The organism is Rhizobium sp. Leaf453, from assembly GCF_001425605.1.
Lineage (GTDB): Bacteria > Pseudomonadota > Alphaproteobacteria > Rhizobiales > Rhizobiaceae > Pararhizobium.
Window position 1 is genome coordinate 848,434 of sequence record NZ_LMRG01000001.1, and the last position, 25,976, is coordinate 874,409.

Annotated in this window: 27 protein-coding genes; 10 read left to right on the forward strand and 17 right to left on the reverse strand. The window is 61.1% G+C overall.

Annotated features, from left to right (window positions below; genetic code table 11):
• The first annotated feature begins 111 nt into the window (after positions 1-111).
• A complete protein-coding gene (locus ASG68_RS04110; RefSeq protein ID WP_062582904.1) occupies positions 112-840 on the forward strand; it encodes an SDR family NAD(P)-dependent oxidoreductase in 729 nt (242 codons plus the stop codon).
• Positions 841-924: 84 nt separating this feature from the next.
• Here the strand turns inward: ASG68_RS04110 and ASG68_RS04115 are convergent, their stop codons facing one another.
• Positions 925-1,545 carry a TetR/AcrR family transcriptional regulator gene (locus tag ASG68_RS04115; RefSeq protein WP_062603448.1) on the reverse strand — a complete coding sequence of 207 codons (621 nt, stop codon included), beginning with the start codon at positions 1,543-1,545 and terminating at the stop codon, positions 925-927.
• Between the two features lie 116 nt (positions 1,546-1,661).
• On the opposite strand from ASG68_RS04115, the gene ASG68_RS04120 reads away from it, so the two are divergent.
• Positions 1,662-2,399, forward strand: coding sequence for an SDR family oxidoreductase (locus ASG68_RS04120; RefSeq protein WP_062603449.1), 738 nt, complete (start codon positions 1,662-1,664; stop codon positions 2,397-2,399).
• A gap of 350 nt (positions 2,400-2,749) precedes the next feature.
• Here the strand turns inward: ASG68_RS04120 and ASG68_RS04125 are convergent, their stop codons facing one another.
• Entirely contained in the window at positions 2,750-3,739 is a 990-nt protein-coding gene (locus ASG68_RS04125) for a potassium channel beta subunit family protein (protein WP_062582902.1), read from the reverse strand.
• A gap of 189 nt (positions 3,740-3,928) precedes the next feature.
• On the opposite strand from ASG68_RS04125, the gene dapE reads away from it, so the two are divergent.
• Both dapE and ASG68_RS04135 read left to right on the forward strand, forming a co-directional pair.
• Entirely contained in the window at positions 3,929-5,122 is a 1,194-nt protein-coding gene (gene dapE / locus ASG68_RS04130) for a succinyl-diaminopimelate desuccinylase (protein WP_062582900.1), read from the forward strand.
• Entirely contained in the window at positions 5,109-5,723 is a 615-nt protein-coding gene (locus tag ASG68_RS04135; RefSeq protein ID WP_062582898.1) for a hypothetical protein, read from the forward strand. The genes dapE and ASG68_RS04135 overlap by 14 nt, the downstream gene beginning before the upstream one ends.
• Here the strand turns inward: ASG68_RS04135 and truA are convergent.
• From truA to def, 5 genes are all read right to left on the reverse strand, one after another.
• Positions 5,717-6,460 carry a tRNA pseudouridine(38-40) synthase TruA gene (gene truA, locus ASG68_RS04140; RefSeq protein ID WP_062582896.1) on the reverse strand — a complete coding sequence of 248 codons (744 nt, stop codon included), beginning with the start codon at positions 6,458-6,460 and terminating at the stop codon, positions 5,717-5,719. The two genes, ASG68_RS04135 and truA, sit on opposite strands and share 7 nt — an antisense overlap.
• Positions 6,460-7,395, reverse strand: coding sequence for a methionyl-tRNA formyltransferase (gene fmt, locus ASG68_RS04145; protein ID WP_062582894.1), 936 nt, complete (start codon positions 7,393-7,395; stop codon positions 6,460-6,462). The genes truA and fmt overlap by 1 nt, the downstream gene beginning before the upstream one ends.
• A 23-nt stretch (positions 7,396-7,418) precedes the next feature.
• Positions 7,419-7,838 (reverse strand): type II toxin-antitoxin system VapC family toxin, encoded by a 420-nt coding sequence (locus tag ASG68_RS04150; protein WP_062582893.1) that lies wholly within the window; start codon positions 7,836-7,838, stop codon positions 7,419-7,421.
• Positions 7,835-8,095 (reverse strand): FitA-like ribbon-helix-helix domain-containing protein, encoded by a 261-nt coding sequence (locus tag ASG68_RS04155; RefSeq protein WP_062582891.1) that lies wholly within the window; start codon positions 8,093-8,095, stop codon positions 7,835-7,837. Before ASG68_RS04155 ends, ASG68_RS04150 begins: the two co-directional genes overlap by 4 nt.
• Before the next feature lie 65 nt (positions 8,096-8,160).
• Positions 8,161-8,685, reverse strand: a complete 525-nt coding sequence (gene def, locus ASG68_RS04160; RefSeq protein ID WP_062582889.1) for a peptide deformylase — start codon at positions 8,683-8,685, stop codon at positions 8,161-8,163.
• A gap of 144 nt (positions 8,686-8,829) precedes the next feature.
• Between def and ASG68_RS04165 the strand changes: the two genes are divergently transcribed.
• The 4 genes from ASG68_RS04165 (at position 8,830) to ASG68_RS31815 (ending at position 14,110) form a co-directional block, all read left to right on the forward strand.
• Positions 8,830-10,029, forward strand: coding sequence for a DNA recombination protein RmuC (locus tag ASG68_RS04165; protein ID WP_062582888.1), 1,200 nt, complete (start codon positions 8,830-8,832; stop codon positions 10,027-10,029).
• A gap of 50 nt (positions 10,030-10,079) precedes the next feature.
• The gene (locus ASG68_RS04170) at positions 10,080-10,979 is read left to right on the forward strand and encodes a ribokinase (protein WP_062582886.1); all 900 of its coding nucleotides are present in this window, start codon (positions 10,080-10,082) and stop codon (positions 10,977-10,979) included.
• Between the two features lie 289 nt (positions 10,980-11,268).
• Positions 11,269-13,638 (forward strand): methyl-accepting chemotaxis protein, encoded by a 2,370-nt coding sequence (locus ASG68_RS04175; protein WP_062583662.1) that lies wholly within the window; start codon positions 11,269-11,271, stop codon positions 13,636-13,638.
• 175 nt (positions 13,639-13,813) lie between these two features.
• Positions 13,814-14,110: a hypothetical protein gene (locus ASG68_RS31815; RefSeq protein ID WP_062582884.1), complete on the forward strand. Its 297-nt coding sequence runs from the start codon at positions 13,814-13,816 to the stop codon at positions 14,108-14,110.
• A gap of 72 nt (positions 14,111-14,182) precedes the next feature.
• Here the strand turns inward: ASG68_RS31815 and ASG68_RS04185 are convergent, their stop codons facing one another.
• The gene (locus ASG68_RS04185; protein WP_062582882.1) at positions 14,183-15,127 is read right to left on the reverse strand and encodes a nucleoside hydrolase; all 945 of its coding nucleotides are present in this window, start codon (positions 15,125-15,127) and stop codon (positions 14,183-14,185) included.
• Between the two features lie 153 nt (positions 15,128-15,280).
• Between ASG68_RS04185 and ASG68_RS04190 the strand changes: the two genes are divergently transcribed.
• Positions 15,281-15,712, forward strand: a complete 432-nt coding sequence (locus tag ASG68_RS04190; RefSeq protein ID WP_062582880.1) for an Hsp20 family protein — start codon at positions 15,281-15,283, stop codon at positions 15,710-15,712.
• Between the two features lie 140 nt (positions 15,713-15,852).
• On the forward strand, positions 15,853-16,110 hold the full coding sequence (locus ASG68_RS04195) for a DUF1150 family protein (RefSeq protein WP_062582878.1): 258 nt from the start codon (positions 15,853-15,855) through the stop codon (positions 16,108-16,110).
• A 135-nt stretch (positions 16,111-16,245) separates the two neighbouring features.
• On the opposite strand, the gene trmB is transcribed toward ASG68_RS04195, so the two are convergent.
• The 9 genes from trmB to ASG68_RS04240 all read right to left on the reverse strand — a co-directional run bounded on the left by trmB (position 16,246) and on the right by ASG68_RS04240 (position 25,939).
• Positions 16,246-16,944: a tRNA (guanine(46)-N(7))-methyltransferase TrmB gene (gene trmB, locus ASG68_RS04200; protein ID WP_062582876.1), complete on the reverse strand. Its 699-nt coding sequence runs from the start codon at positions 16,942-16,944 to the stop codon at positions 16,246-16,248.
• Between the two features lie 118 nt (positions 16,945-17,062).
• Positions 17,063-18,328 carry a methionine adenosyltransferase gene (gene metK, locus ASG68_RS04205; RefSeq protein ID WP_062582874.1) on the reverse strand — a complete coding sequence of 422 codons (1,266 nt, stop codon included), beginning with the start codon at positions 18,326-18,328 and terminating at the stop codon, positions 17,063-17,065.
• 259 nt (positions 18,329-18,587) lie between these two features.
• Positions 18,588-19,010, reverse strand: a complete 423-nt coding sequence (locus ASG68_RS04210) for a helix-turn-helix domain-containing protein (protein ID WP_062582872.1) — start codon at positions 19,008-19,010, stop codon at positions 18,588-18,590.
• 154 nt (positions 19,011-19,164) lie between these two features.
• On the reverse strand, positions 19,165-20,760 hold the full coding sequence (lnt, locus tag ASG68_RS04215) for an apolipoprotein N-acyltransferase (protein WP_062582870.1): 1,596 nt from the start codon (positions 20,758-20,760) through the stop codon (positions 19,165-19,167).
• A gap of 159 nt (positions 20,761-20,919) precedes the next feature.
• A complete protein-coding gene (locus tag ASG68_RS04220; protein ID WP_062582868.1) occupies positions 20,920-22,077 on the reverse strand; it encodes a transporter associated domain-containing protein in 1,158 nt (385 codons plus the stop codon).
• Between the two features lie 12 nt (positions 22,078-22,089).
• Complete coding sequence (ybeY, locus tag ASG68_RS04225; RefSeq protein ID WP_062582866.1) at positions 22,090-22,596, reverse strand: rRNA maturation RNase YbeY; 507 nt, start codon at positions 22,594-22,596, stop codon at positions 22,090-22,092.
• Between the two features lie 20 nt (positions 22,597-22,616).
• The gene (locus tag ASG68_RS04230; protein ID WP_062582864.1) at positions 22,617-23,672 is read right to left on the reverse strand and encodes a PhoH family protein; all 1,056 of its coding nucleotides are present in this window, start codon (positions 23,670-23,672) and stop codon (positions 22,617-22,619) included.
• Positions 23,673-23,701: 29 nt separating this feature from the next.
• Positions 23,702-25,102 carry a tRNA (N6-isopentenyl adenosine(37)-C2)-methylthiotransferase MiaB gene (gene miaB, locus ASG68_RS04235; protein WP_062582863.1) on the reverse strand — a complete coding sequence of 467 codons (1,401 nt, stop codon included), beginning with the start codon at positions 25,100-25,102 and terminating at the stop codon, positions 23,702-23,704.
• Positions 25,103-25,150: 48 nt separating this feature from the next.
• Positions 25,151-25,939: a lysophospholipid acyltransferase family protein gene (locus tag ASG68_RS04240; RefSeq protein WP_062583661.1), complete on the reverse strand. Its 789-nt coding sequence runs from the start codon at positions 25,937-25,939 to the stop codon at positions 25,151-25,153.
• Between the last annotated feature and the right edge of the window lie 37 nt (positions 25,940-25,976).

Genomic DNA, 25,976 nt, shown 5'->3' on the forward strand with positions numbered 1-25,976 from the left:
ATTTGCAGGATCACATATAAATCTCGCAGGATCGCTGTAACGCATGGGGCCTTGTCTGCCGCATGCTTGGGATATCGGACGGCTGAAGTCCGAAGAATCAAGGATGATCCCATGACAAGATTGACCGGAAAAATCGCTATCGTCAGCGGCGCCGCCAATGGACCGACGGCCCGCATCGCTGCCCGCCTCGCGGCGGAAGGTGCCGCCGTCGTGCTCAACGACGCCACCGACAGCGAGGGCGCAGTGCGCGTTGCCGCCGGCATCGTCCGGCGGGGTGGCCGTGCCATCGCCGTGCAGGGAGACGTCTCGAAGGCGCAGGACGTGCGCCGCATCTTCCGGGCCACGGTCGAGATTTTCGGCACGCCCGACATCGTCGTCAACAATGCCGGCATTTTCAGAGCCGAGCCGGTCGACGCTTCGGATGATGCCGGCCGTGCCTTTGCGGTAAATGTCTTCGGCACCTTCCTGATGTGTCAGGAAGCGGCGCGCCAGTTCAACGGCCGGGGCGGCATCATCATCAACATGAGCTCGCCCGAGCATTGCGCCGCGACACCGGACGAAGAGACGCAATCCACCATCAAGGGCGCGATCGACATGCTGACGCTCGGCCTCGCCAAGGATTTCGTTGATCAGGGTATCCGCGTCGTCTCGATCGATCCGGCCCGGTTCGACATGCTGGATCTCTCCGATGACGATCTCCCCGCGCCGTCGGCACGTCACCTGTCGGGCCTGCTCCACCATCGCGCCCGTCTGCCGGGAAGCCGCGCCATCTCGCGCTCCGGCGATGTCGCCTTCATCCGCAACGAGTTGGTCGCCTCGACCGGCTGGCGCGGCTGGTAACCGACGGAGGCTGTCTTCAGCCTCCGTCGAACATGGATGATCGTATGCCGGTTTGGACAACCCTCCTCCGGCATTTTTCTTGTCTTACGCCTGGGGCGCGGTGCCGAGATAACCAAGCACGGCCCGCTTCACCCGCAGCGACAACGCGGCCCGGTCCCCGTCGCCATGTTCGCCCGCGGCATCGACCATGCCCTTGATGATCGCCACCACGTCGCGCGCGGCAGTTTCGATATCCGCCTGCGGCGGCAGGTCCGGGCGCAACAGCATGTGACGCGTCAGCTCGAAAAACCGTTCCTTGACCAACTCGGTATCGGCATCGAGCGGCAGGCGCGCCTCCTCGAAATCCAGCAGGCGTGCGAGCGCCGGCCGGCGCAATTGCTGCTCGACACAGGGACTGATCAACGCCGACACGGCCGCCTCGCCGGTCGGCTCACCGACTGAGCCCTCCGCGCTTTCGACCAGTGCCCGGGTCTCCCGCAGGATCAGCGCCCCGATCAACGCATCCTTGCGCGGAAAATACTGGTAGAGCGAGCCGACGCTGACCCCTGCCTTCTCCGCCACCGCATTGGTGGAAAATCCCTCATGGCCACGCTCCTCCAGAATGCGAGCCGCAGCCTCCACGATCGCATCGACCGTTGCCTGCGAACGCGCCTGTTTCGGCGCTTTTCTCGGGATTGAGCGGGGTTTCGTGGGGTTGTCGATCATGGCCGGGAACGCGAGTAGCAAAAAGCGAATAATCGCTCATATTGCGCTGCATCGATCAGGATGCAAGGGGAGCCAGCGGCTGGCGACCTGTCCCATCAATCAATGGAGACCATGACATGCCCAACAACACCAGAACCGCAATCGTCACCGGCGCATCGAGAGGCATAGGCGCCGCCATTGCCCGCCAACTTGCTGCCGACGGCTTTCGGGCAGTCGTCAACTATGCCTCGAACGCCGGTGAGGCGGAAAAGGTCGTCGCCGACATCGAATCCGCAGGCGGCCGGGCGATCGCCGTTCGCGCCGATGTCTCCGACGCGAAGGACGTCGCCTCCCTGTTCGAGCGCACCGAAGCGGAACTCGGGCCGGTCGATGTGCTTGTCAACAATGCCGGAATCAGCAGGTTCGGCCTGCTTGCTGAGTTCTCCGACGAGGATTTCCAGCGGTTGATCGCGGTCAATCTCACCGGCACCTTCAACGGCATGCGTGAAGGCGCCCGGCGTATTCGCGATGGCGGCCGGATCATCAACCTGTCGACCAGCATCATCGGCCATTACTCCCCCGGTAACGGTCTCTACGCCGCGACCAAGGCGGCCGTCGAAGCCATGACCCATACACTCGCCAAGGAACTCGGCAGCCGCGCCATCACCGTCAACGCCGTCGCCCCCGGCCCGGTCGCCACCGAACTCCTGCTGGCCGGACGCTCGGCGGAGGTGCTGCAGCGCCTCACCAACGACATCCCGCTTGGCCGGCTGGGACAGCCAGAGGATATCGCAGAGGTCGTGTCATTCCTCGCAAGCCCGGATAGCGGCTGGGTGAACGGACAGGTCATCAAGGCGAATGGGGGGCGGAATTGACATCTGTTCTGCCCTTCTCTCGCCTATCGCGAGGTCATGTAAATTGCCCCGATGTGAGATTGCCGACAAAGTCTATCTCTGACGACTTTGAGGGGCTGCTTGGGACATTCAGCGGCGAACATCCTCCCCGTCATTCCCGTGCTCGTCACAGGAATCCAGTCAGCTCAAGTCATTGAGCTGAATAGAGTCTTTTGACCCGACGGACGTCGGGTCGCTGGATACCCGCCACAAGGGCGAGTACGACGGAGAGTGGGAATTGGCTGTCGTCAAATAAACGGCTTCCGGGTTTGTCGGCAGTATGAGACCGCGCAATTGCCCGGCCCCTCCATCCGGGCACAAGGCAGGTTTCGTCAGAATCGCTGCGGAGCCGCAGGCTTGTTGCCAACGATCTTTTCGATGCGTGCCAGAACGTCCGGCGTCAGTTTATCCTTGTGATCGAGCGCCGCCAGATTGTCTTCCAGCTGCGATTTGCGGGAAGCGCCGAGAATGACGGTCGATACGTTCCGGTTCGAAAGGCACCAGAGCAGGGCGAGATGGGTCGTTGAAAGGCCCACCTCGTCGGCCAGCGCCGTCAGTTCCCTGACCTTTTCCAGCTGCGCACGACCTGCTTCACTCGACCATTTTTCCTTGAGCCATTCGTAGCCGGGAAGGTTCAGCCGGCTGTCGTTCGGCATATCCCTGTTGTATTTGCCGGTGAGGATACCCGAGGCCAGTGGCGACCAGATTGTCGTGCCCAGCCCCATCAGATCGTAAAGCGGAAGATAATCGGCCTCGACCTTCTGGCGCTCGAAGAGATTGTATTGCGGCTGCTCCATCGTCGGCGGCGTGATCCGGAGATCGCGCGCCACGGCATAGGCCTCGGTCAGCTGCTGGGCCGACCATTCCGACGTTCCCCAGTAAAGAACCTTGCCCTGGGCGACGAGGTCGTGCATGGCGCGCACCGTTTCCTCGATCGGCGTGTCGATATCCGGACGATGGCAGAAATAGAGATCGAGATAGTCCACCTGCAGACGCTTCAGAGCGGCATGAGCCGCATCGGTCACATGCTTGCGGGAAAGGCCTCGCTGCGTCGGCTTTTCGCCGCCCCAGAACACCTTGCTGGAGACGATGAAACTGTCGCGGCTCCAGGCCAGGGTTTTCAGCGCCTGCCCCATCACGATTTCGGAATTGCCGCTCTCGTAGCCTTCGGCATTGTCGAAGAAATTGATGCCGTTGTCATAGGCGTGCGCCATCAGGCTCACGGCATCGCCGCCATCGACCTGCTTGCCGAATGTCACCCAGGATCCGAAGGAAAATTCGCTGACTTTCAGGCCCGATTTTCCAAGGCGACGATATTCCATGACTGTTCCTCCGGTCCGCTAATGGCTGGATGTTTCATTATCGAAAGAACACCGCAGCTGCAAATGTCGGGGAGGATGGCTGCGACTAAGCTCCCGCATGCGCGCGCGCCCAAACACCACCCACCTCACCCCGTGACAGTCCGGCATGGATCGGCTAAACCAAGCCCGCACAACAACAGGCCTTGTTTGATGACCGCTACCGATCCCGTCGCCAATCTCTCCACCCTCATTCGCTGCCCGTCCGTTACCCCCGCCGAAGGCGGTGCCTTGACGGCGCTGGAGGCGATGCTGAAGCCGCTGGGCTTTGCCACGCAAAGAGTGATGGCGACCGAGGACGGCACGCCGGATATCGAGAACCTCTATGCCCGCATCGGCACCGACGGGCCGCACCTGATGTTTGCCGGCCATACCGATGTCGTGCCGGTGGGCGACGAGGCCGCCTGGACGCACGGCCCCTTCTCGGCCGATATTGCCGGCGGCGAAATGTACGGGCGCGGCGCCGTCGATATGAAGGGCGGCATCGCCTGCTTTGCCGCCGCCGTCGCCCGCTATATCGAAAAGAACGGCCCACCCAGGGGCTCGATCTCCTTCCTCATCACCGGCGACGAGGAAGGCCCGGCCATCAACGGCACCATCAAGCTGCTGGAATGGGCAGCGGCAAAGGGCGAGCGCTGGGACGCATGCCTGGTTGGCGAACCGACCAATCCGGACACGCTCGGCGACATGATCAAGATCGGCCGTCGCGGTTCGCTGTCCGGCACCGTCACCGTGCACGGTGTTCAGGGCCATGCGGCCTATCCACATCTCGCCGACAGCCCCGTGCGCGGCATTCTGGCGCTGACCCAGGCGCTGATGGACCCGCCTTTCGATAGCGGCACGGAAAGTTTCCAGCCATCCAATCTCGAAGTGACGACGATCGATGTCGGCAACAAGGCCGTCAATGTCATCCCCGCCAGGGCATCGGCCAGCTTCAACATCCGCTTCAACGATACCTGGGAGGCCGATAGCTTGAAGGCGGAAATCATCGCGCGGCTCGACAGCGCTGCGGCGGATGGCGTGCTGCGCCCCGGCCGCGCGCCGGTCAAATACGATATCGTCTGGAGCGAGCGTCCGAGCCATGTCTTCCTGACCCGCAACAATGCCCTGATCGCATCGCTCTCCGGCGCCGTCGAGGCCGTTACGGGCCGTGAGCCGAAGCTCTCGACCACCGGCGGCACCTCCGATGCGCGCTTCATCAAGGATTACTGCCCGGTCGTCGAGTTCGGCCTGGTCGGCCAGACGATGCATATGGTCGATGAGCGCGTCGCCGTCGCCGATCTGGAGACGCTGACCAACATCTACGAGACCTTCATCAGCCGCTGGTTCGGTCATGCCGCAGATTGAGGAAATCGGATATTACATCAAGGGCCTCTGGCTCCTGATCCTCGGCGACCGGAGCGGCTTCGACTGGCTCGACATCTCCGCCTCCGGCGTCTGGCGCTCCTTCGCAGCCTTCCTCTGGTGCCTGCCCGCCATGGCCGTCGGCTGGGCGGCGTGGCGCTTGTTCTATCTGGAGCAGATGCCACAGGGCACGGCAACGGGATTGCCGTTCATCGTCAAGCTGTTCCTCGTCGATGTCACGATCTGGATCGTGCCGCTTGTCCTGATCGCGATCCTGGCCAAGCCACTGGGCTATGCCGACCTGCTGGCATCGATCATCATCACCACCAACTGGCTGTCAGTCCCGACCGTCTATGCCATGGCCGTGCCCCTGACGATCAGGCTGGTTATTCCAGGCAGCGAAGGGCTGGCCTATCTCCTGTCCTTCCTGCTGCTGATCGCCAATTTCACGGCGATCTTCCGGCTGATCAAAACCATCACCGGTGAACAGTTGCTGCTGGCGTCGGCGATCTCGGCACTGCTGATCCTGCCATCGCTGATGCTGAGCGAGGCGTTGCCGTCGTTTTTCGGGCTGATGCCGATCTACGCAGCGTCGCTTCAGTAATCGACCTGCATGAAATAAAGCCCGTCCGGGGGCGCGACCGGGCCACAGGCCTTGCGGTCCCGTGCCTCCAAGGCCTTGCGTACATCCTCCGGCGTCCAGCGTCCGTCACCGACCAGCTTCAGCGTACCGGCAAAGGAGCGGATCTGGTTGTGCAGGAAACTCTGCGCCGTCGCCCGCATCTCGATCACATCGCCATTGCGGGTGACGTCCAACCGGTCGAGCGTGCGCACTGGGCTGTTGGCCTGGCAATGGGTCGAGCGGAAGGTCGTGAAATCATGGCGCCCGACCAGAACCTGCGCCGCCGCGTGCATCGCGTCATGATCGATCGGCTTCGGCACCCACCAGGCGCGTCGTGCCTCCAGCGCCAGCGGTGCGGGCCGTGAAATGATGCGGTAGAGATAATGCCGCCGGAGCGCGGAGAAGCGGGCGTCGAAATCATCGGGCACCTCCGCCGTCTCGAGGATTGCCACCTGCTCGCCCGCCTGTCCCAGATGCGCGTTCAGCGCGTTGCGCAGTGTATCCGGCTTCCACTGCCGGGAAAAATCCGCATGCGCCACCTGCCCGCAGGCATGGACGCCGGAATCGGTGCGTCCCGCACCACGGATCACCACACGCTCCTGCATCAGTGACAGAATTGCCTTCTCGACCGCGCCCTGGACGGATGGCCCATTGTCCTGCCGCTGCCAGCCGACATAGTTCGAGCCGTCATATTCGATGGTCATACGAAAGCGCGGCATCAGGCGAGCCTTGTGCCGGCAGGGACGGGCGTGCCCCGGCGGAATTCGTCTGCACCCAGCACCTTGCCGCCGGCCTTCTGCAGCCGTGTCAGGCGCACAGAACCATCGCCGCAGGCAATCGTCAGGTCGCCGAACAGCGCCGTTCCGGTTTCCCCACCGGAAGTCTCGACCTTGGAGGACAGGACCTTGACACGCTCGGGCTTGCCGGCGATCTCCAGTTCAAACCAGGCGCCCGGAAAGGGCGACAGGCCGCGAATGTGATTGTGGACTTCGACAGCGGTCTTCGAAAAATCGATCCGCGTCTCGGCCTTGCTGATCTTGGCGGCGTAGATCACGCCCTGCTCGGACTGCGGTGTCAGCGGCAGATCGCCGCCATCGAGCTTGTCCATCGCTTCCTTCATCAGCCCTGCACCGACGAGCATGAGCCGGTCGTGCAGTTCGGCCGCCGTCATGTCTGGGCCGATGGCGACAACCTTGGTCAACGCGACGTCGCCGGTATCGAGCCCCTTGTCCATCTTCATCACCATCATGCCGGTCTCGTGATCACCGGCCATGATCGCCCGCTGGATCGGCGCGGCACCCCGCCAGCGCGGCAGAAGAGAGGCATGACCGTTGTAGCAGCCGAGCCGCGTGCCGTTGAGAATCTCCTCCGGCAGCAACAGGCCATAGGCGACGACGACGGCGACATCGGCATCGAAATCGCGGAAGGTCTGCCGGTCGGCGGCATCCTTGAAGTTGACGGGTGTCAGAACGGGAATGCCCAGCAGTTCGGCCGCCTGGTGCACAGGCGACTTCTGCAAGTCGAGGCCACGGCGTCCGCCCGGCCGCGGCGGCTGGGTATAGACCGCAACCACCTTGTGGCCGGCCTGCGCCAGCGCCGCCAGCGTCGGCACCGAAAATTCGGGCGTTCCCATGAAAATGATGCGAAGCGACACGGTGCTCGGCCTCCCGTTCCTGATCAGGCCTCTTCAAACGGGTTTACGAGCTTCAAATCAAGCCCCTCGAAGTCTTTTACATTCCGCGTCGCCAGTGTCGCATCGTGCGACAAGCAGATCGCGGCGATCATGGCGTCCTTGGTTTCCATCGCCCTTCCCGCCTTCTGTCGATAAGCGGAAATTGTACCGTAGCGTGCCGCTGCAGTTTGCGAGAAGCTCAATATCCTTCCGGAAAACTCGCTCTCGATTTGTAAGAACGTTCTGCGAAGGCTGTCTTGCCTGTGCCCTCGATCTAACAAGGCAATACCATAATGGATTTCCGCCATCGCAATTGCAGTCAGAAAAACAACTTCACTATCGTATGCATCCAACCATCGAAGGATGCGCTCGCTATGCAGCCTTCCCTGCAACTCGGATATAATGTTCGTATCCAACACGATCATTTGAAATCCGGAGGTGCTCGATCAGGCTGCTTCCGAAACTCATCAATGGCGCGCAACTCGTCTTCTTCGAACCTCTGCTCATTCACGATAGAGCGAAGTCTCTGACCGGCGGTCTGACCACGATGCCGCTCTCTCTCAAGAGCCGACCGTATTTGAACAATCGCCTCATCCGAGAGACTACGCCCATTGCGGCGCGCGCTTTCCTGTAATTCAACCTTCAAAGCATCGTCGATGCCACGAAGAAGCAGATCGCCCATGCGCAACCTCCACTATGATATCACTGATATCATAGTCCCGAGCCATCCAATTTTCAACGGAAGCGTCAGATCGCCTTGGAGCCGCGCACCTTGGCGGCCTTAGCGAACTTGCGGATCACCATTTCGCGCTTCAGCTTGGAAATGTGGTCGATGAACAGGACGCCGTTCAGGTGATCGATCTCGTGTTGCAGGCAGGTCGCGAGCAGGCCGTCGGCCTTGGCCGTCAACTGCTTGCCATCAAGATCGACATATTCGACGGTGATCTCCGCCGGCCGTTCCACCTCGGCATAATAGTCGGGGATCGACAGGCAGCCTTCCTCATAGACAGAGCGTTCATCCGACGAAGCCAGTATCTTCGGGTTGATAAAGACTAACGGCTGCTTGTCTTCGCCTTCCTTCGAGACATCAATCACCAGCATCTGGCGGGGAACGCCGATCTGGATGGCGGCGAGGCCAATGCCCGGCGCATCGTACATGGTTTCCAGCATGTCGTCGGCGAGGCGGCGGACATCGGCGTCGATGGTCTCGACCGGCTTCGACAGCTGGCGCAGAACGGGGTCGGGAAGGATGATGAGCGGCTTGATGGTCATCTGGCTCCCATAACCGATCTTTCGGGCCGATGGAATTCTCTCCGCCAAGATTTTTGCAATAAAAGCAGGCACTCACACCGTCAACCCCGGAAATGTTCTTGTTTTGATCTGGCCAAAAGACATGAAAACACCTAGTCTGTGTCGATGGAACCGACAATTCTCACCTTCGACCAGCCCCTCATCGTTCTTGGCAGCTATCCCGTGACACTGGGCATGATGCTGTTCGTTGCCGTCGCCATCCTTCTTCTGGCCGGTATCCCCGCAATGCTCGCCCGGCGCCGGGCACGCGAGGCCGCTGTTGATGCCGAGCAAAGAATGAACGCGCTTCTGGCGGCGCAGACAGAGATGCAGGGGCGCATTGCGGCGATGGCGGATGTGTTCGGCGCCCGCCAGTCGGAGTTGAACCAGTCGATCAACCAGCGCATTGACGGCATGACCCATCGGATCGGCGCCTCGATCACCGAACAGACGAAAGCGACGCACGAGAACCTGCGCAGGCTGCAGGAACGGCTGGCGGTCATCGATACCGCGCAGACCAATATCCAGTCGCTGGCGAAGGATATGGCCGGGTTGCAGAACATCCTCTCGAACAAGCAGACGCGCGGTGCATTCGGGCAGTCGCGCATGGAAACGATCATCGCCGATGGCCTGCCGATGGGGGCCTATGCTTTCCAGACAACGTTGTCCAACGGCGCGCGGCCGGATTGTACAGTGCGTATGCCGAACGGGCAGCCGGCGCTGGTGATCGACGCGAAATTTCCGCTTGAAGGCTGGAATGCCATTCGTGCCGCCGAGCATCCGGAAGCCGCACGCCAGGCCGCCCAGCAGTTCCGGCGGGACATGGAAGTGCATATCCGTGATATTGCCGGTAAATACCTGATCCCCGGCGAGACGCAGGAGACGGCTTTCCTCTTCGTACCCTCCGAATCGATCTTTGCCGAGATTCACGAGAATTTCGAAGGCATTGTCCAGCGCGCGCACAAGTCGCGCATAGTCATCGTCTCCCCCTCCCTGCTGATGCTGTCGATCCAAGTCATTCAGGCAATCCTGCGCGATGCCCGCATGCGCGAGCAAGCCCACCTGATCCAGGGTGAGGTCATCCGGCTGATGGAGGATCTCACCCGCCTCGACGATCGCGTGCGCAAGTTGCACGGTCATTTCCTCACGACGCAGAAGGATGTCGACGACATCCTCATCTCGTCCGACAAATTAAAGAAGCGCGGCGGCAGGATCGAGGCGCTGGACTTGGAGGCCGCCGGCAACACGCAGCCTCCACCACAGGAATCCAAGACTTTCGACAATCGCATGGGACAATTGAAGCTTCGGGTGGTTGACGAGGACTGACGGTCTCGGGCAGTGTCCGGCAAAAATCGACTGCCGGGGAGACGCGTCCAATGATCACAGTTTTTGGTTCCATCAACATGGACCTGATCGCCACCACGGAGCGCCTGCCGAAACCCGGCGAAACCGTTACCGGCACCGGTTTCTCCACGGCCGCCGGCGGCAAGGGCGCCAATCAGGCGCTTGCGGCGACCCGGGCCGGCGCGTCCGTCCGCATGGCCGGTGCCGTCGGCTCCGATAGTTTTGCTGAAGGCGCTTTGGCGCTCATGAAAGAAGCAGGCACAGATCTTTCGGCCACCAAGATTGCCGACGAGCCGACCGGCACCGCGCATATCCTCGTGGGTGGTGATGGTGAGAACGTCATTGTCGTCGTAGCCAGCGCCAACGGCACGGTGAATGCGCAGGATGCGGTGGCCGCAGTCGATGCGATGGCTGCCGGCGATACGCTGATGCTGCAGCTTGAGATCCCTGCCTCTGCCGTGGAACAGGCGCTGGTTTCCGCCCGGCAGAAGGGCATCACCTCGGTCATGAACATCGCGCCGCTGACGGCCGATGCCGCCCGCCTCGGACGCATGGCCGATATCGTCGTCGCCAACGAAACCGAATTCGAACTTCTGGCCGGACAGGACGGCCTGTCGGCCGATGAACGTCAGGAGGCGATGAAGCGGCTCCATGACGAGACGAAGCAGACGATCATCGTCACGTTGGGCGCGGAAGGCGTCATCGCCATCCGTAACGGTGCATTCCACCGTGCCAAGGGACTGAAGATCGAACCAGTGGACACGGTCGGCGCTGGCGATACGTTCTGCGGCTATCTTGCCGCCAGCCTTGATGCCGGCCTCGATTTCGACGCGGCGCTGCGCCGTGCCGCTGTCGCCGGCTCGCTTGCCTGCCTCAAGCCCGGCGCCCAGCCGGCCATTCCGCTCGCCGTTGAGGTCGATGCCAAAATCTGAGCCATGACGGCATCCTGACCGGCCTTTGCGCAATTGAGACAGGATGCGTCGTCAATGCTGCATTCCGTGTAAGTCCTTCACGGAAAAGGCCGGAATTCGGTCTGTGACGTTGGTCTAATTTTAATAAATATCGCTGTATCAAACAGCTACACAGGCTTGCTTGCCCAGGATCAGAGGCGGCCTCTCGATGCCGGTCGGCATCTGGCGCTCCATGACGGAGCATTCCCACCAACAGATCGCGTCATTCCGCGGCATCGAAACCCGCGGCCTCTTTCATGCGGGGACATTCATGTTCAAGTTCCAGGCCAAGTCCTTGGCGACCAAACTTATAGCGGTGACCGGCGGCACTATCGCACTTGTCTTGCTGGCGTCCAACTTCGTATTGATCTCGCAGACTCAGGACCGCGTGCAGACGCTGGTGCTGGATCAGGCCCGCACGGAAGCAAGAGCGATTGCGTCCGACATCGCCAGCAACATTGCCGAACTGGCTGGCGCAGCGCGCTCGACGGCCGGCGTCATCGGTCGTGGTCACGAGGGCAGCTATCTCGACCGCAAGGGCATCGTTGACATGCTGAAGGCCAATGTCGAGAAGAACGCTTTCGCGTTCGGCAGCTGGTTTGCGGAGGAACCGAACGCATTTGACGGCAAGTCCGCCGACTATGCCGGCAAGAAGGAGTTCGGCGCCAGCAAGGACGGAACGCTGAACCCTTACTGGACCAAGGGCAAGACGGGCATCGACTTCTCGACCTTCGATTCCGATTATCCGGCCGAATGGTATTCGCTCGCAGTGAAGAGCCTGAAGGGCGCCATGTCATCGCCTTATGCGGAAACCACGACCGGTGACAACAACTCCATGTCCTCGATCGCCTATCCGGTCATTTCTAACGGCAAACTGATCGGTGTCAGCGGTGTTGACGTCTCGCTGACGTCGCTCGCCAACAAGGTCAAGGACATGCACCCTTTCGGCACCGGCCGTGTGACGCTCCTGTCCCAGACAGGCAAATGGCTCGTCGCCCCGATCCCGGACCTTTTGATGAAGGATTACGACGGCATCGGTGCCGACGTGGTCAAGAACGCGCTGTCCAGCGCGCAGCCCGGCATGATCCACGACCTGACCTATGATGGAAACGAAACCTTCGAACGCGTCGTGTTTCCGTTCTCCCTGCCGGATGTGAACACCACCTGGGTCGTTCTCGTCGATGTGCCGCAGAGTGCCATCAATGCTCCGGTTCTCGACCAGACCTACATGATGATCATCGGCGGTCTGATTGTGCTTGGCGCCGTTCTGCTCGGCCTCTATCTCGCCGTCCGCAGCTTCGTCCAGAAACCGCTTGCAGGCCTCGTCAGCGACGTCGCCAACCTGAGCAACGGCGTCTACACGACGGCGGTTGCCGGTCAGGATCGCGCCGACGAAACCGGCTCCGTTGCCAAGGCGCTGGAAGGCTTCCGTCACCAGCTCGCCGATACCAAGCGCCTGGAAGCAGAAGCACGCCACGAGCGTCATCAGTCCGAACAGCAGCGGAGTGAATCGGAAGCCGAACGCGCCCAGTCGAACGCCACCCAGCGTGAGATCGTCGCCAAGCTCGCCAAGGGCCTGTCGCATCTCTCTTCCGGTGATCTTGCCTATCGCATCTCCGATAATTTCCCCGGCGAATACGCGCAGCTGAAGAGCGACTTCAACTCGGCGATGGAAAGTCTTGAAGAGACCATCCAGACGGTGAACACCTCCGTCGTCAACATCGGCACCGGCACCAGCGAAATCAGCAACGCCGCCAACGATCTGTCGCACCGCACGGAACAGCAGGCCGCAAGCCTGGAAGAAACCGCGGCAGCCCTCGATGAACTGACCTCGCAGGTCAACGCCAGCGCCGACAACGCCAAGATCGCGGCAAAGTCCGTCGAGACGGCGAGCACCGATGCCGAACAGTCCGGCGAAGTCGTCCAGAAGGCGATCGCCGCGATGAAGGGCATCGAACAGTCGTCCGGTGAAGTCAGCCGCATCATCGGCGTCATCGACGAAATCGCCTTCCAGACCAACCTGCTGGCTCTCAACGCCGGCGTCGAAGCTGCTCGCGCCGGAGAAGCCGGCAAGGGCTTCGCTGTCGTCGCCCAGGAAGTCCGCGAACTTGCCCAGCGTTCGGCAAACGCCGCCAAGGAGATCAAGACCCTGATCAACACCTCGGCCGGCCAGGTCCGTGATGGCGTCGATCTTGTCGGCCGGGCCGGTGGTGCCCTGCAGAAGATCGCCGACCAGGTTGTCCAGATCAACGGCCTGATCCGTCAGATTTCCAGCTCGGCCTCCGAGCAGGCAGTCGGCCTGAAGGAGATCAACACCGCCGTCAACCAGATGGACCAGGTGACCCAGCAGAATGCTGCGATGGTGGAAGAAACCACCGCCGCCAGCATGGCGCTGAACGAAGAAGCCCGCTCACTGAGCACGCTGGTGTCGCGCTTCCAGGTCGCCCGCCAGGGTCACTCATCCGTCGACATGTTGCGCAGCACCGCGGCCAGCATGCGGGCGCCTGCCAAGGCCCCTGCGACCAGCTACAGTGCGCCAGCAAAGGCCGCTCCGACCCGCTACGTTCCCCCGGCGCAGAAGGCCGCACCGCAGGTCTCCGGCAACACGGCACTGGCCCAGGACAACTGGGAAGAATTCTGAGGTTTCAGCACCTTGGACTGATCAAGATGCAAACGGCGCCCCTGTGGCGCCGTTTCGCGTTCGCGATCAAGGCAGCGGAAAATCGCAGGCTTCGATGAAGCGATTTGGGTTCTTCACGGAACTTCCCCCATTGGTCTGCGTTTCATGTTTAGTTATCAACCCGGAGGAACCCGAGATGACTGATCGTGGACCCACAGTTATCAACACAGGCCGCAGCAGCAATACCGGATGGGCGGTTGCCGTCATTCTGGCCGTCGTCGTTATCGGCGGCTTGCTGATGTTTACAGGCGTCATCAACATCGGTGGCAGTGGCGGCGGTACTGACGTCAATGTCAATGTGCCGGCCGTCGAAACCCCGTCAACCGACGCCAAGCCTGCAACCACAGAAACCAAGCCAGCGACCATAGAAACCAAGCCAGCGACCGAAACGCCGGCAACCAGCACCGACGCGACCAAGACCACGACCCCGTAACCAAACGGATTGGGGACTTGGCCAGGAGAATAAAGCAACGGCGCCCCAGTGGCGCCGTTGTCATGTCTAGTTTCAAAGACGCCCGATACGTTCCGTCAAAAGGTCGAAGAAGCCCTGATCATCGATCTCGCGCATGACCTTGGCATTGTGCTTGCGCTTGGTGACCTGCCACCAGTCAACGACGGTCATACCGACGGTGAGTTCCGACTGTGTCTCGATCTCGACATTGCAGTCGCGGCCCTTGAAGAGTTCGGGGCGCAGAAGGTAAGCGATGACGGTGGGGTCATGCAGCGGGCCGCCATCCGTACCGTATTTCTCGACATCGAAACGCTCGAAGAATTCCAGCATCTCGGCCATGGCGACGGCGGCAGGCGAACCGATCGCCTTGATCTTCTCGACGCGTGCCTTGTAGGTGAGCACCCGGTGAGTGACGTCAAGCGGCATCATCACGATCGGGATGCCGGACTTGAAGACGATCTCGGCGGCGTCGGGATCGACATAGATGTTGAATTCGGCAGCCGGCGTGATGTTACCACCTTCGAAGAACCCGCCGCCCATCATCACCAGTTCCCGCACGCGCGGTGCGATCTCCGGCGCCTTGTTGAGCGCCAGCGCGATATTGGTGAGCGCGCCGAGCGTGCACAGCGTCACGGTGCCTGGTTCTTCCGCCAGCAGTGTCTCGATGATGAAATCAACGGCGTGCTGCGGCTGCAGCGGCATGGTCGGTTCCTCAACCACAGGACCATCAAGGCCGGTCTTGCCGTGGACGTGTTCGGCCGTGACCAGCTGACGCTTCAGCGGCCGGTCGGCACCGGCATAGACCTTGACGTCGCGACGGTTGGAGAGTTCGCAGACGACACGGATATTGCGCGATGTCTGCGCAACGGGGACATTGCCGGCGACCGCCGTGATCCCGAGCACCTCGAGTTCGTCCGGGCTGCCGAGCGCCAGCATGATCGCTGCGGCGTCGTCCTGCCCCGGATCGGTGTCGATGATAATCTTTTTCGGCGCAGCCATGCGGGTCTCCTTGCAAATCAGCGAGCGGACTATGATTTGCCTCCCCTTCCGGCGCAAGCGCCTTGCGCTCGCTACGCACAGCTACCATATTGAGGCGTGCGGACGCTGCCTCGCGGGCCCGTGCGACGGTCGCTTGACAGCCAAGGACTAACGATGACCCGGATTACGCCCTTTACGAGCCCGTTGCTGCTCGGTTTCGATGCCATGGAAAAGACCCTTGAGCGGATCGCCAAGGGCAATGATGGCTATCCTCCCTACAATATCGAACGCATTCGCCGCGACGAAAAATCGGGCGAGCCTGAGCGGTTGCGAATCACACTCGCCGTCGCCGGCTTCGGCGAGGAGGATCTCGATGTCACGACAGAGGAAAACCAGCTCATCATCCGCGGACGGCAGGCCGAAACGGGCGAACGCGACTATCTGCACCGTGGGATAGCGGCCCGTCAGTTCCAGCGCATGTTCGTTCTCGCTGAGGGAATGCAGGTCTCAAAGGCCGAATTGAAGAACGGATTGCTTTCCGTCGACCTCATCCGCCCCGAACCTGTCCGCATGGTAAAGAAAATTAATATTTTGGTCCCAGAGTAGGATAACCGGCAAAGCAATGCCGGCTGCATCAGGCGTCGGCTTTGTCCGCAAGGCTCAAACTTCGTGCAAAAAAATCAATGAGTTACATTTTCATGCGCCATCGCTGGCGGGTGATTATGTAAAGCCACGGAGTTACACTCATGGGATTGAAACACGTCAGCTCGCATCTGTCGAAAAACGACCTGGCCCATCTCGGCGCCGGTGAAGTTGGCTATATCCGCAAGATGCGTTCCGACGAGGTGTCGCGCGTTTTCCCGGAAGCGCCCGACATGGATCCCGGCCTCGACCTCTGGGCCCTTTTCGGCGCCGATGGCACGCCGATCCTACTGACCGACAACCGTTCGAGCACCTTCTTCAAAGCCGCCGAAGACGACCTGCGGACCGTCAGCCTGCACTAAAGCGCGTCGCGATCTTTCAGATTCGCTCAATGCGCTTTAGTTCTTTGTTTTAACGCATGTCTTTGTCCTGAAACCGGCGACCACTTTCAGGAGACATGCTGTAACCCGAATTGACCGTAACGTTCCGGCTTTTGTTCAGAGCCGCCGGAACGTCAGATAGGCGGATTTGCGCCCTTCCCGTCGAGCCTTGGCCTCGTAGCGCGTGCTCGGCCAGCCGGGATAGGGTGTCAGCCAGTCGCTCGCGTTTTCCGCCGTCCATTCGAAGGCGGCGTGATCGCGGCAGAACGACAATGTCCAGTTCACATAGCTGTCGATATCCGAGGCAAAGCAGAAGGTCCCGCCGGGCTTCAGCACGCGGGCAAAACGATCGAGATTGACCTTCGACACGAAGCGGCGTTTCCAGTGCTTTCGCTTCGGCCAGGGATCCGGATAGAGCAGATCGATCTGGTCGATCGAGGCGTCCGGCAACCAGTCGAGCACCTGCGTCGCATCGTCATCGTGCAGGCGGATGTTTTCAGCACCCTTCTCCTCGATATGCCCAACCAGCTTTGCCATGGAATTGACGAAGGGCTCGACGCCGATAAAGCCCGTCGTGGGACTTTCGACCGCGCGGTGGATCAGATGCTCGCCGCCACCGAAGCCGATTTCCAGCCGAACGCGATCGACGGGATGGCTGAACAGCGCTTTGATATCCGAAGGCGCCGGCGAACCGAGCGGCAATCGCAGCACCGGCAGCACCGTCTCCAGATGGGTGGCCTGCAGGGTGCGCAAGGGCTTGCCCTTGCGGCGTCCGAAGAAGGCTTCGGTCGAGCGGTTACGGTGCTGATCTGTCATGGCAGTGGTCTTTCACGATGAAAGCGGACGTCTCCTTCCGGAGACATCCGCTTTACAGTCTTATCGAACAGTCCGTCCAGAGGCTTTGGCCGTCCAGATGTTCTGGCCGTCCGGAGGCTCAGGCGGCCTTCAGCGCATCCTTGAGCGGCTTGACGAGATCAAGTTTTTCCCACGAGAAGGAGCCGTCACGGCCTGCCTTGCGGCCGAAATGGCCGTAAGCCGAAGTCTTGGCGTAAATCGGCTTGTTCAGATCCAGATGACGACGGATGCCTGATGGTGACAGGTCCATGGTCTTGCGGATCGCGCCTTCGACCTGATCTTCGGTGACCTTGCCGGTGCCATGCAGGTCGACATAGATCGACAGCGGCTGGGCAACGCCGATCGCGTAGGAGATTTGGATCGTGCAACGGTCGGACAGCCCGGCCGCGACCACGTTCTTGGCCAGATAACGGGCAGCATAGGCGGCGGAACGGTCGACCTTGGTCGTGTCCTTGCCGGAGAATGCACCGCCACCGTGCGGGGCAGCCCCACCATAGGTGTCGACAATGATCTTGCGGCCGGTCAGGCCAGCATCACCATCCGGGCCGCCAATGACGAACTTGCCGGTCGGGTTGATGTACCAGTTGCAGTCGTTGGCGATCTCGATGTCGTGCAGCGCTTCGCGGATATAGGGCTCTACCACGGCGCGAACCTTGGCCGAATCCCAGCTTTCTTCCAGATGCTGCGTCGACAGCACGATGGAGGTCACCTCGGCCGGCTTGCCGTCGACGTAACGAACGGTCACCTGGCTCTTGGCATCTGGGCCGAGCCGTCCTGCGTCGCCCTCTCCCGTCTTGCGGGCGGTCGCCAGCAGCGCGAGGATGCGGTGCGAGTAATAGATCGGTGCCGGCATGAGGTCGGCGGTTTCGCGGCAGGCGTAGCCGAACATGATGCCCTGGTCGCCTGCGCCTTCGTCGCCCTGCTTGTCTGCGGCATTATCGACGCCCTGCGCGATGTCGGCCGACTGCGGATGCAGCAGCACGTCGATCTTCGCGGTCTTCCAGTGGAAGCCAGCCTGCTCGTAGCCGATTTCGCGGATCGCCTTGCGGGCGGCCGACTTGAACTTGGCGGGGTTGATAACCGGATGGCCGGCCGCATCCTTGACGACGTTGCCGTCCTTGTCCTTTTTCAGCAGCGTGTCGGGAACGCGAACCTCGCCGGCGATGACGACGCGGTTGGTGGTCGCCAGCGTTTCGCAAGCGATGCGAACACCCCAGGGGTCGACACCCGTTTTCGCAGCTTCACGATACACAAGATCGACGATTTCATCCGAGATTCGGTCACAGACCTTGTCGGGATGGCCTTCTGCTACGGATTCACTCGTAAACAGGTAGTTTGTGCGCATGCGGGAAGTCCCCTCAAAGAAAAAACTGCTTGGAACGTGTTAGTGATATTGCCATCAAAAAACAAGCACACAAGGACATAAATATATCTTTATATCCGCGTTAGAGGAACGTTTTTCCTGCTTTTTGATGCATTTTTCGGTATTTCGCGACAGACAGCCCCCCGTCGGCGCCACGACACATTCACAAAATCGTCACATTCGCGCACAAAAAAAGCGGCACTATCCGGCCGCTTTTTTTCAGTTTCTGCTTGCGCCAGCCTTATTCGGCTTCAGCCTCCGCAGCGAGAGCCTTGACGAGATCGACGAGCTTGCGGCGCACCTTGGGATCGCCAATCTTGACGAATGCGCGGTTGAGCTGAAGACCTTCCGAGGACGACAGGAAATCGACCACGTAGTTCGAGCTCGACGCTTCCGCCATGCCCGTCGGGCCGGAGGATGCCGAATCGCCCGGCGCGTCTTCGAAGAAGAAGGAGACTGGAACGTTCAGGATGCCTGAAATGTTCTGAAGGCGGCTCGCGCCAACCCGGTTTGTACCCTTCTCGTATTTCTGGATCTGCTGGAACGTGATCCCGAGGCTCTCACCGAGCTTTTCCTGGCTCATGCCCAGCATGGTGCGGCGAAGACGAATCCGGCTACCGACGTGGATGTCGATCGGGTTCGGCTTCTTCTTGTTTTCTGTCATGACGGTTTCCTAATAAGCAAAGTTGCAGTTTTTCCATAACCTGGACACTTGCCGAGAGCAGACTACACGCCACGTTGTGTAGCCGGGCGGAAACCCTCTGAACATAGTTGAAGATCTATGGTGATAGCCACTATGCAATTTTAGGGGTTTTTGGTCAATTCTCTCGCAAAATAAAACTAACGCGGGAAATAATCGCGAGCGCCAGCAGGAAACCGGCGATCAGCATGCCGTTGCGCTGCTGCTCCGCCGGGCTCATAGGCAAAGCGAGCTTTCCCGGCAAAATTGTGTCCACAAAACCCTTGGCCCCGAATGGAAAGCCGGTGACCACTTCGCCGCGAGCATCAACGATCGCGGAAATGCCGGTATTGGCGTCGCGGATCAGCGGCAATCCGTTTTCGACGGCCCGCAATCGCGCCTGCTGGAAATGCTGATAAGGACCGGGCGTATTTCCGAACCAGGCGTCGTTTGTCAGGTTGAGCAGCGCGCTGGTCCGTTGCACGTCATCGCTGATTTCATTGGGAAATATCGCCTCGTAGCAGATCAGCGGATAAAGCGCGGCACCGCCCGGCAGAGTCAGCAGCGAACGCGTCGCGGCCGCCGAAAAGCCGCCCGGCATGGAGGCGGCGATGGCGTTCAGGCCTGCCGAATACAGCAGGTTTTCCATCGGCATGTATTCACCGAATGGAACGAGGTGCACCTTGTCCGAAGCACTGATGATCTGGCCCTTGTCATCGATGACATAGATCGAATTGTAATAGCGCGGCGGCTGTCCAGCGCCCGCATCCTCGGCCCGCACTGCACCAGCGATCAGCACCTGTCCGTCCTGCAAGACGTCAGCGATTCTCAGCAGAGCATCCGGATTTTCCGTGATGATGAACGGCACGGCAGTTTCCGGCCAGACAACGATATCGGGACGCTTGGCACCATCCAGCGCCGGTTCTTGAGTCAGCTTCAGGTGTTCCTCGAAAACGGAAGCCCGCTCGTCGTCATCCAGTTTCTTCGACTGGTCGATCATCGGCTGCACGAGCCGAACAGTGACGGCCGGATCGGCCGGCGGTGGCGGGGCCTGCGACAGGCGATAGAAGCCGTAGCCAAAATGCGCGCCGATCAACAGAACGGTGACCGACAGGCCCAGTCCCATGCCCTTGCGCGTCCCGATCAGGGCCGGGGCCGCGAACACGAAGACTGAGAGCACCGTGACGCCAGCAAGGCCGATGACCGCGGCGGACTGCATCATCAGCGGCATCGGCATGGCTGCATATCCGATCGCGTTCCACGGAAACCCGGTCAGGACGAAGCCGCGCAGCCATTCGAACAGGCCGAACGCGAAGGCAAGGGCAGCGATCCGGCCGAGGCCGTTCGACCAGAGCAGGCGTGCAAGAAGGACGGCGAAGGCGTGAAAGAAGGCAAGAAAGGCCGGTACGCCGACCACCGCAAGCGGTAAGGCCCAGGCGAACTCGTCCGCCTCGACCAGCAGCGCATTGCCAAGCCACCAAAGCCCCCCGAGGAAATAGCCGAAGCCGAAGAACCAGCCGATGGCAAAGGCCGGAAAGCTGCGCCGGATCGCACCGTGATCAGGATCGCCGGATGCGCCATCGATCAACCAGACCAGAACCGGAAAAGACAGGAACGGCGCGGCGAAGATACCGAAGGGCGGGAGGGCCAGAACGGCGACCAATCCGGCGACGAAGGCGACAAGTGCCCGGCGGGCTCCCGACAACAGCATGATCCTGCCCGCAAGCCGCTCCATTCACTTCCCCCATTTCAACGTGGGTCTTCCGCCCAGCCGCAAGCCGGACAAGCACCAAAGCGCGAAGACCACCCATCCGAATCAACGCGTGGGCAGTCTTCCAAAAAAGCGGCAGCTTGTCGTGCCTTGAAACGGCTTGATGAGCCCGGCGATCGGCTGTCAGCCAGTTTCGCGCATGGTTTGCTCAGACGTGCCGGGCTGTGCGGCCTCGGCCGGCAGATCTTCTTCGCCCTTGACCGGACGGCGACGCGCGGGCGGGCGCTTGCGGACGATGCGGACACGCTTCACGCGGCGCGGATCCGCGTCGAGAACCTGGAACTCGAAACCCGGAATGGCCTGCACCACTTCGCCCCGGGCAGGGATACGGCCAAGCGAAGCGAAGACGAGACCGCCGAGCGTATCGACATCCTCCAACTGCTGGCGCACGTCGAAATCCGGGCCGATCGCAGCCGCGATCTCTTCGAGTTCCACGCGCGCATCGGCGACGAACACATCTTCCGATGTCTTGGCGAACATGACCTCTTCATCGTCATGCTCATCCTCGATATCGCCGACGACCATCTCGACGATATCCTCCAGCGAGGCGAGACCGTCGGTTCCACCATATTCGTCGATGACGAGCGCCATCTGGATGCGGGCGGCCTGCATGCGCTGCATCAGATCGGATGCGTGCATCGACGGCGGCACGAAAAGCACCTGGCGGATGATGCCGGCCTCTTCCACGGTCTTGTTGAGATCGATGCGGGCAAGATCGAAGACAGCCTTCGGCTGCCGCGCCGGCTTTTCTGCTTTTTCAACGGATGTTGCGGCGGCAGGAGTGCGGCTCCCGCTGCGACGCTTGTTGCGTGCCTGTTTTGTAACGTAGGAAAGCAGATCGCGGATATGCACCATGCCGCGGGGATCATCGAGGCTTTCGCTGTAGACCGGCATGCGGGAGCGGCCGGATTCCTCGAAGATCACCATCAATTCGCCGACGGTGATGCTCATGTCCACCGCCTCGATATCGGCGCGCGGTACCATCACGTCCTCGACGCGGACTTCGCGGAAGCGGAGGATGTTGTTGAGCATAGCGCGCTCGGCGGGCGTGAAGGCGGTATCGGCCTCTGCTCCGCTTGTCATCAGCGCATCTGCAAGATCCTCGCGCAGGCTCGTACCGCTGCTGGCGCGCCATATCCGGGCCGCGCGACTCCAGAAGGAGGAGCCCGATTTACCGCTTTCAGGTTTCTGCCCGGCGCTACTACTGCCCGGTTCGTCCTGACTGGAGGCTTCCGCCTCATCTCTAACAACCGCGGCCGGCTGTGCTCTAAAATCGCTCATTGTTCCAAACTATCAAACGGGATCGCTGTCCCCATAGGGATCAGATAACCCAAGACCGGCTAAAATACGAGTCTCAAGGCTCTCCATTCTTTCCGCTTCGTCGTCTTCCAGGTGATCATACCCGAAAAGATGCAGAAATCCATGGACCAGCAGATGGGTGAGATGCTCGTCGAAGGGCTTGCCGAGGTCTTTAGCCTCGCGCACCAGCGTCTCATGCGCAAGAATGATATCGCCCAGCATCGGTCCGGGTTTCTTGCCCGGCGTCAGCGGAAAGGCTGGAAAGGACAGGACGTTGGTCGGCTTGTCCTGCGCGCGCCATTCGGCGTTGATCGCCCGGATCGAGGCATCGTCGGTAAAGACCAGTGAGACCTCAGGCGCTTCCTTCGGAAACGGTTGCTTTTCCTCGCGCTTCAGGAAATCGGCCGCCGACCCGAGCACGCGTTCGCTCAGGGACTGAAGGTCCTCCTCGGAAGGCCAAGGGCCTCCCTCGATACTGATCTGGATATCAAGCATGGTCATCGGATGGGCTTGCGGCCGCCTCAGCGGTCGCCCTGCTCGCTTTCGTCATGGACTGCGGTCGTGGCCTCATAGGCCCGGACGATGCGGGCCACCATCGGATGGCGCACGACATCGGCATCCTTGAAGCGGACCACGGAAACGCCCTCGACGCCCCTGAGTATCTGCAGGGCTTCGACGAGACCCGACTTGACCCCACGCGGCAAGTCCACCTGACTCGGATCGCCGGTGACGATCATGCGGCCATTTTCGCCGAGACGCGTCAAGAACATCTTCATCTGCATCGCGGTGGTGTTCTGTGCTTCGTCCAAGATGACAGCGGCATTGGCCAGCGTGCGGCCACGCATGAAGGCAAGCGGCGCGATTTCGATGACGCCGGCCGTGATCGCCCGCTCCACCTTGTCGCCGGGCATCATGTCGTAGAGCGCATCATAAAGCGGCCGCAGATAGGGATCGACCTTGTCCTTCATATCGCCGGGCAGGAAGCCGAGGCGTTCGCCGGCTTCCACGGCCGGACGCGACAGGACAATGCGGTCAACGGCGCCGCGCTCAAGCAACTGGGCTGCGTGGGCAACCGCCAGATAGGTCTTGCCCGTACCGGCAGGGCCCACGCCGAAGACGAGCTCGGAGCGCTCCAGTGCCCGCATGTAGGCATCCTGCGTCGGTGTGCGCGCGGAGATGGTCTTCTTGCGGGTTGAAATCTGGGCGAGGTTCAGTTTGGCTTTCTTTTCCATAGTCGGCAACTGCAGCTGGTCATCGGCAGCCATGGCCATGCGAATGGCGCCCTCGACATCCGATGCCTCGACGCTGCCGCCGTTCTGCAGGCGGCCGTAGAGGAAATCGAGTGCCCGGCGGGCCTGATTGGTTGCCAGAAGGTCACCGGAGATCGCAACGGAATTGCCGCGCGGACGCGCTTCGATCTTCAACCGCTGTTCCAGCAATTTGAGGTTCTGGTCGAATTGGCCGAAAAGCTCGCTGGCGAAGCGATTATTCTCGAAAGTAAGCACGAAGTGATTGACGTCTGTCGCGGATGTTTTCGACTGGCGCGGCGAAGATGAAACCAATTCGTGTCCGTTCAAGCGGTAAGGCTCCTTGAGCTGGCGGTCCCCTAGCTTACCACCTCGGCAAACAGACTGTTAGGGCCCGCACCAGTGATTCGTACCCTTATAATGTCACCGATTTGCGATGACATTGCATCAACATTCACAGATTGCAGCCAGGGCGAGCGGCCGATCAGCTGTCCAGGCATACGGCCGGGTTTTTCCAGAAGCAGGTCGATCGTCTTCCCGATGCACGCTTGAGCGAACTCGTTCTGCTGCTTGAGCAGCAAAGTCTGCAATCTTTCCAAGCGCTTGGCCTTGACGTCTTCCGGCACCTGGTCCTCCAGATCGGCGCCGGGCGTTCCCGGTCGTGTCGAATATTTGAAGGAAAATGCCTGTGCATAACCGACGGTCTCGACGAGGCGCAGGGTGTCCTCGAAGTCCTCGTCGGTCTCGCCGGGAAAGCCGACGATGAAATCGCCCGACAGCGCGAGATCCGGCCGGGCAGCCTTGATGAGGGCGATCAGCGCGATGTATTCGGCCGTGGTATGGCGCCGGTTCATCGCCTTCAGGATGCGGTTGGAGCCAGACTGGATCGGCAGATGCAGATAGGGCATCAGTTGCGGCAGGTCGCGATGCGCCTCGATCAGGCTGTCATCCATGTCGCGCGGATGGCTGGTCGTGTAACGTAGGCGGGCAAGCCCCTCAATCGCGGTCAGGCGGTGCAGCAATTCGCCGAGCCCCCACTTCGCACCATCCGGACCCGTGCCGTGCCAGGCATTGACGTTCTGGCCGAGCAGCGTGATTTCGCGCACACCGCCGTCGACCAGCTTCTGCGCCTCGGCGACGATCTGGGCGACCGGGCGGGAGACTTCGGAGCCGCGCGTATAGGGCACGACACAGAAGGTGCAGAACTTGTCGCAGCCTTCCTGAACCGTCAGAAAAGCTGTAACGCCGCGTGCCTTGGTCTTTGCCTTGTCGGGCGCCGGCAGGTGCTCGAACTTATCCTCGATGGCGTAGTCGGTTTCCAGCACGCGTTCACCGCGCTTGACGCGCTTCAGCGCCTCCGGCAGCCGGTGGTATGTCTGCGGGCCGATGACGAGATCGACGGCCGGCGCGCGGCGCAGGATTTCGTCGCCTTCGGCCTGGGCGACGCAGCCAGCGACGCCGATCATCATCTCACGGCCTTCGCCGGCCTTCTTCTTTTTCAGGTCGCGCAGGCGGCCGAGCGCGGAATAGACCTTTTCCGCCGCCTTTTCGCGGATATGACAGGTGTTCAACAGGACCAGGTCGGCATCTTCCATGACGTCGGTCGAGACATACCCATCCTTTGCCAGCGCGTCCGTCATCCGGTCGGAATCATAGACGTTCATCTGACAGCCGTAGGTCTTCACGAAAACCTTGCGGATGGGCGCGACGTCGGGAGCCATGTCTGGCTTGGCGGTCAAAACGGATGTTTCCTGTGTCATGCCGCGTTCCATAGAGCAAAGAGGCCCGAAATTGAAGCCCCCAAGGGGTCAGCGCCCGCGCAGCTTCAGCGACAGCATGGAGCGGATGCTCTTTTCCACCTGACGGCTGACAACCTTGCGGTTGCTCTCCGCCGTATAGGTGATCTGCTCACCGAAGATCACATCGACATCGACAGCGCCCTCATAGAGGATACCGAGGAGATGCGGGGCAAGCGGAATATCGCCGGGCCAGGCGGCGACCGGCCGGTGATAGCGTCCCATCGGCATGCCGTGAATGCCGGTATAGGCGATGGCGACCGGCTGGACGTGAACGGCGCCGGTCGGCGACAAGGGCACGGCAGCGGCAGCCGCGCCGAACAGCGAGGTCTTGACCTCTAGCAAGCGATTGCCATCCGAGGTCGTGCCTTCGGGAAACAGCACGACGATCTCGCCATCGGCCAGCCGCTGGCCGATCTCGTTGACCTGATTGCCGGTGGTGCGCTTGTGATCGCGATCGATGAAGATCGTCTTCTGCAGCCGCGCCAGCAGACCGAAGACCGGCCAGGCCTTCACGTCGGACTTGGCGACAAAGGCCACATCGGCAATCGAGCCGAGGACAAGAATGTCCTTCCAGCTGGCATGGTTGGAGACGAGCATCAGCGGACGCTGTGGGTCGGGCTTGCCGTGGACATGGACCCGGATGCCGACCAGACGGCAGGCGATGCTATGCCAAACACGCGGCAGCCGGCGCCGGGGCGCGACATCCAGCCAGAGCAGGACGATCTGGATCGGTGCCAGCACGAGCGTAGCGGCGATCAGGGCAATCATGCAGAGCGTGACGCGCAGCCAGTTGATCACGCGGCCAATCCCCTCGCCCGGCACGGCAGCGACGGGT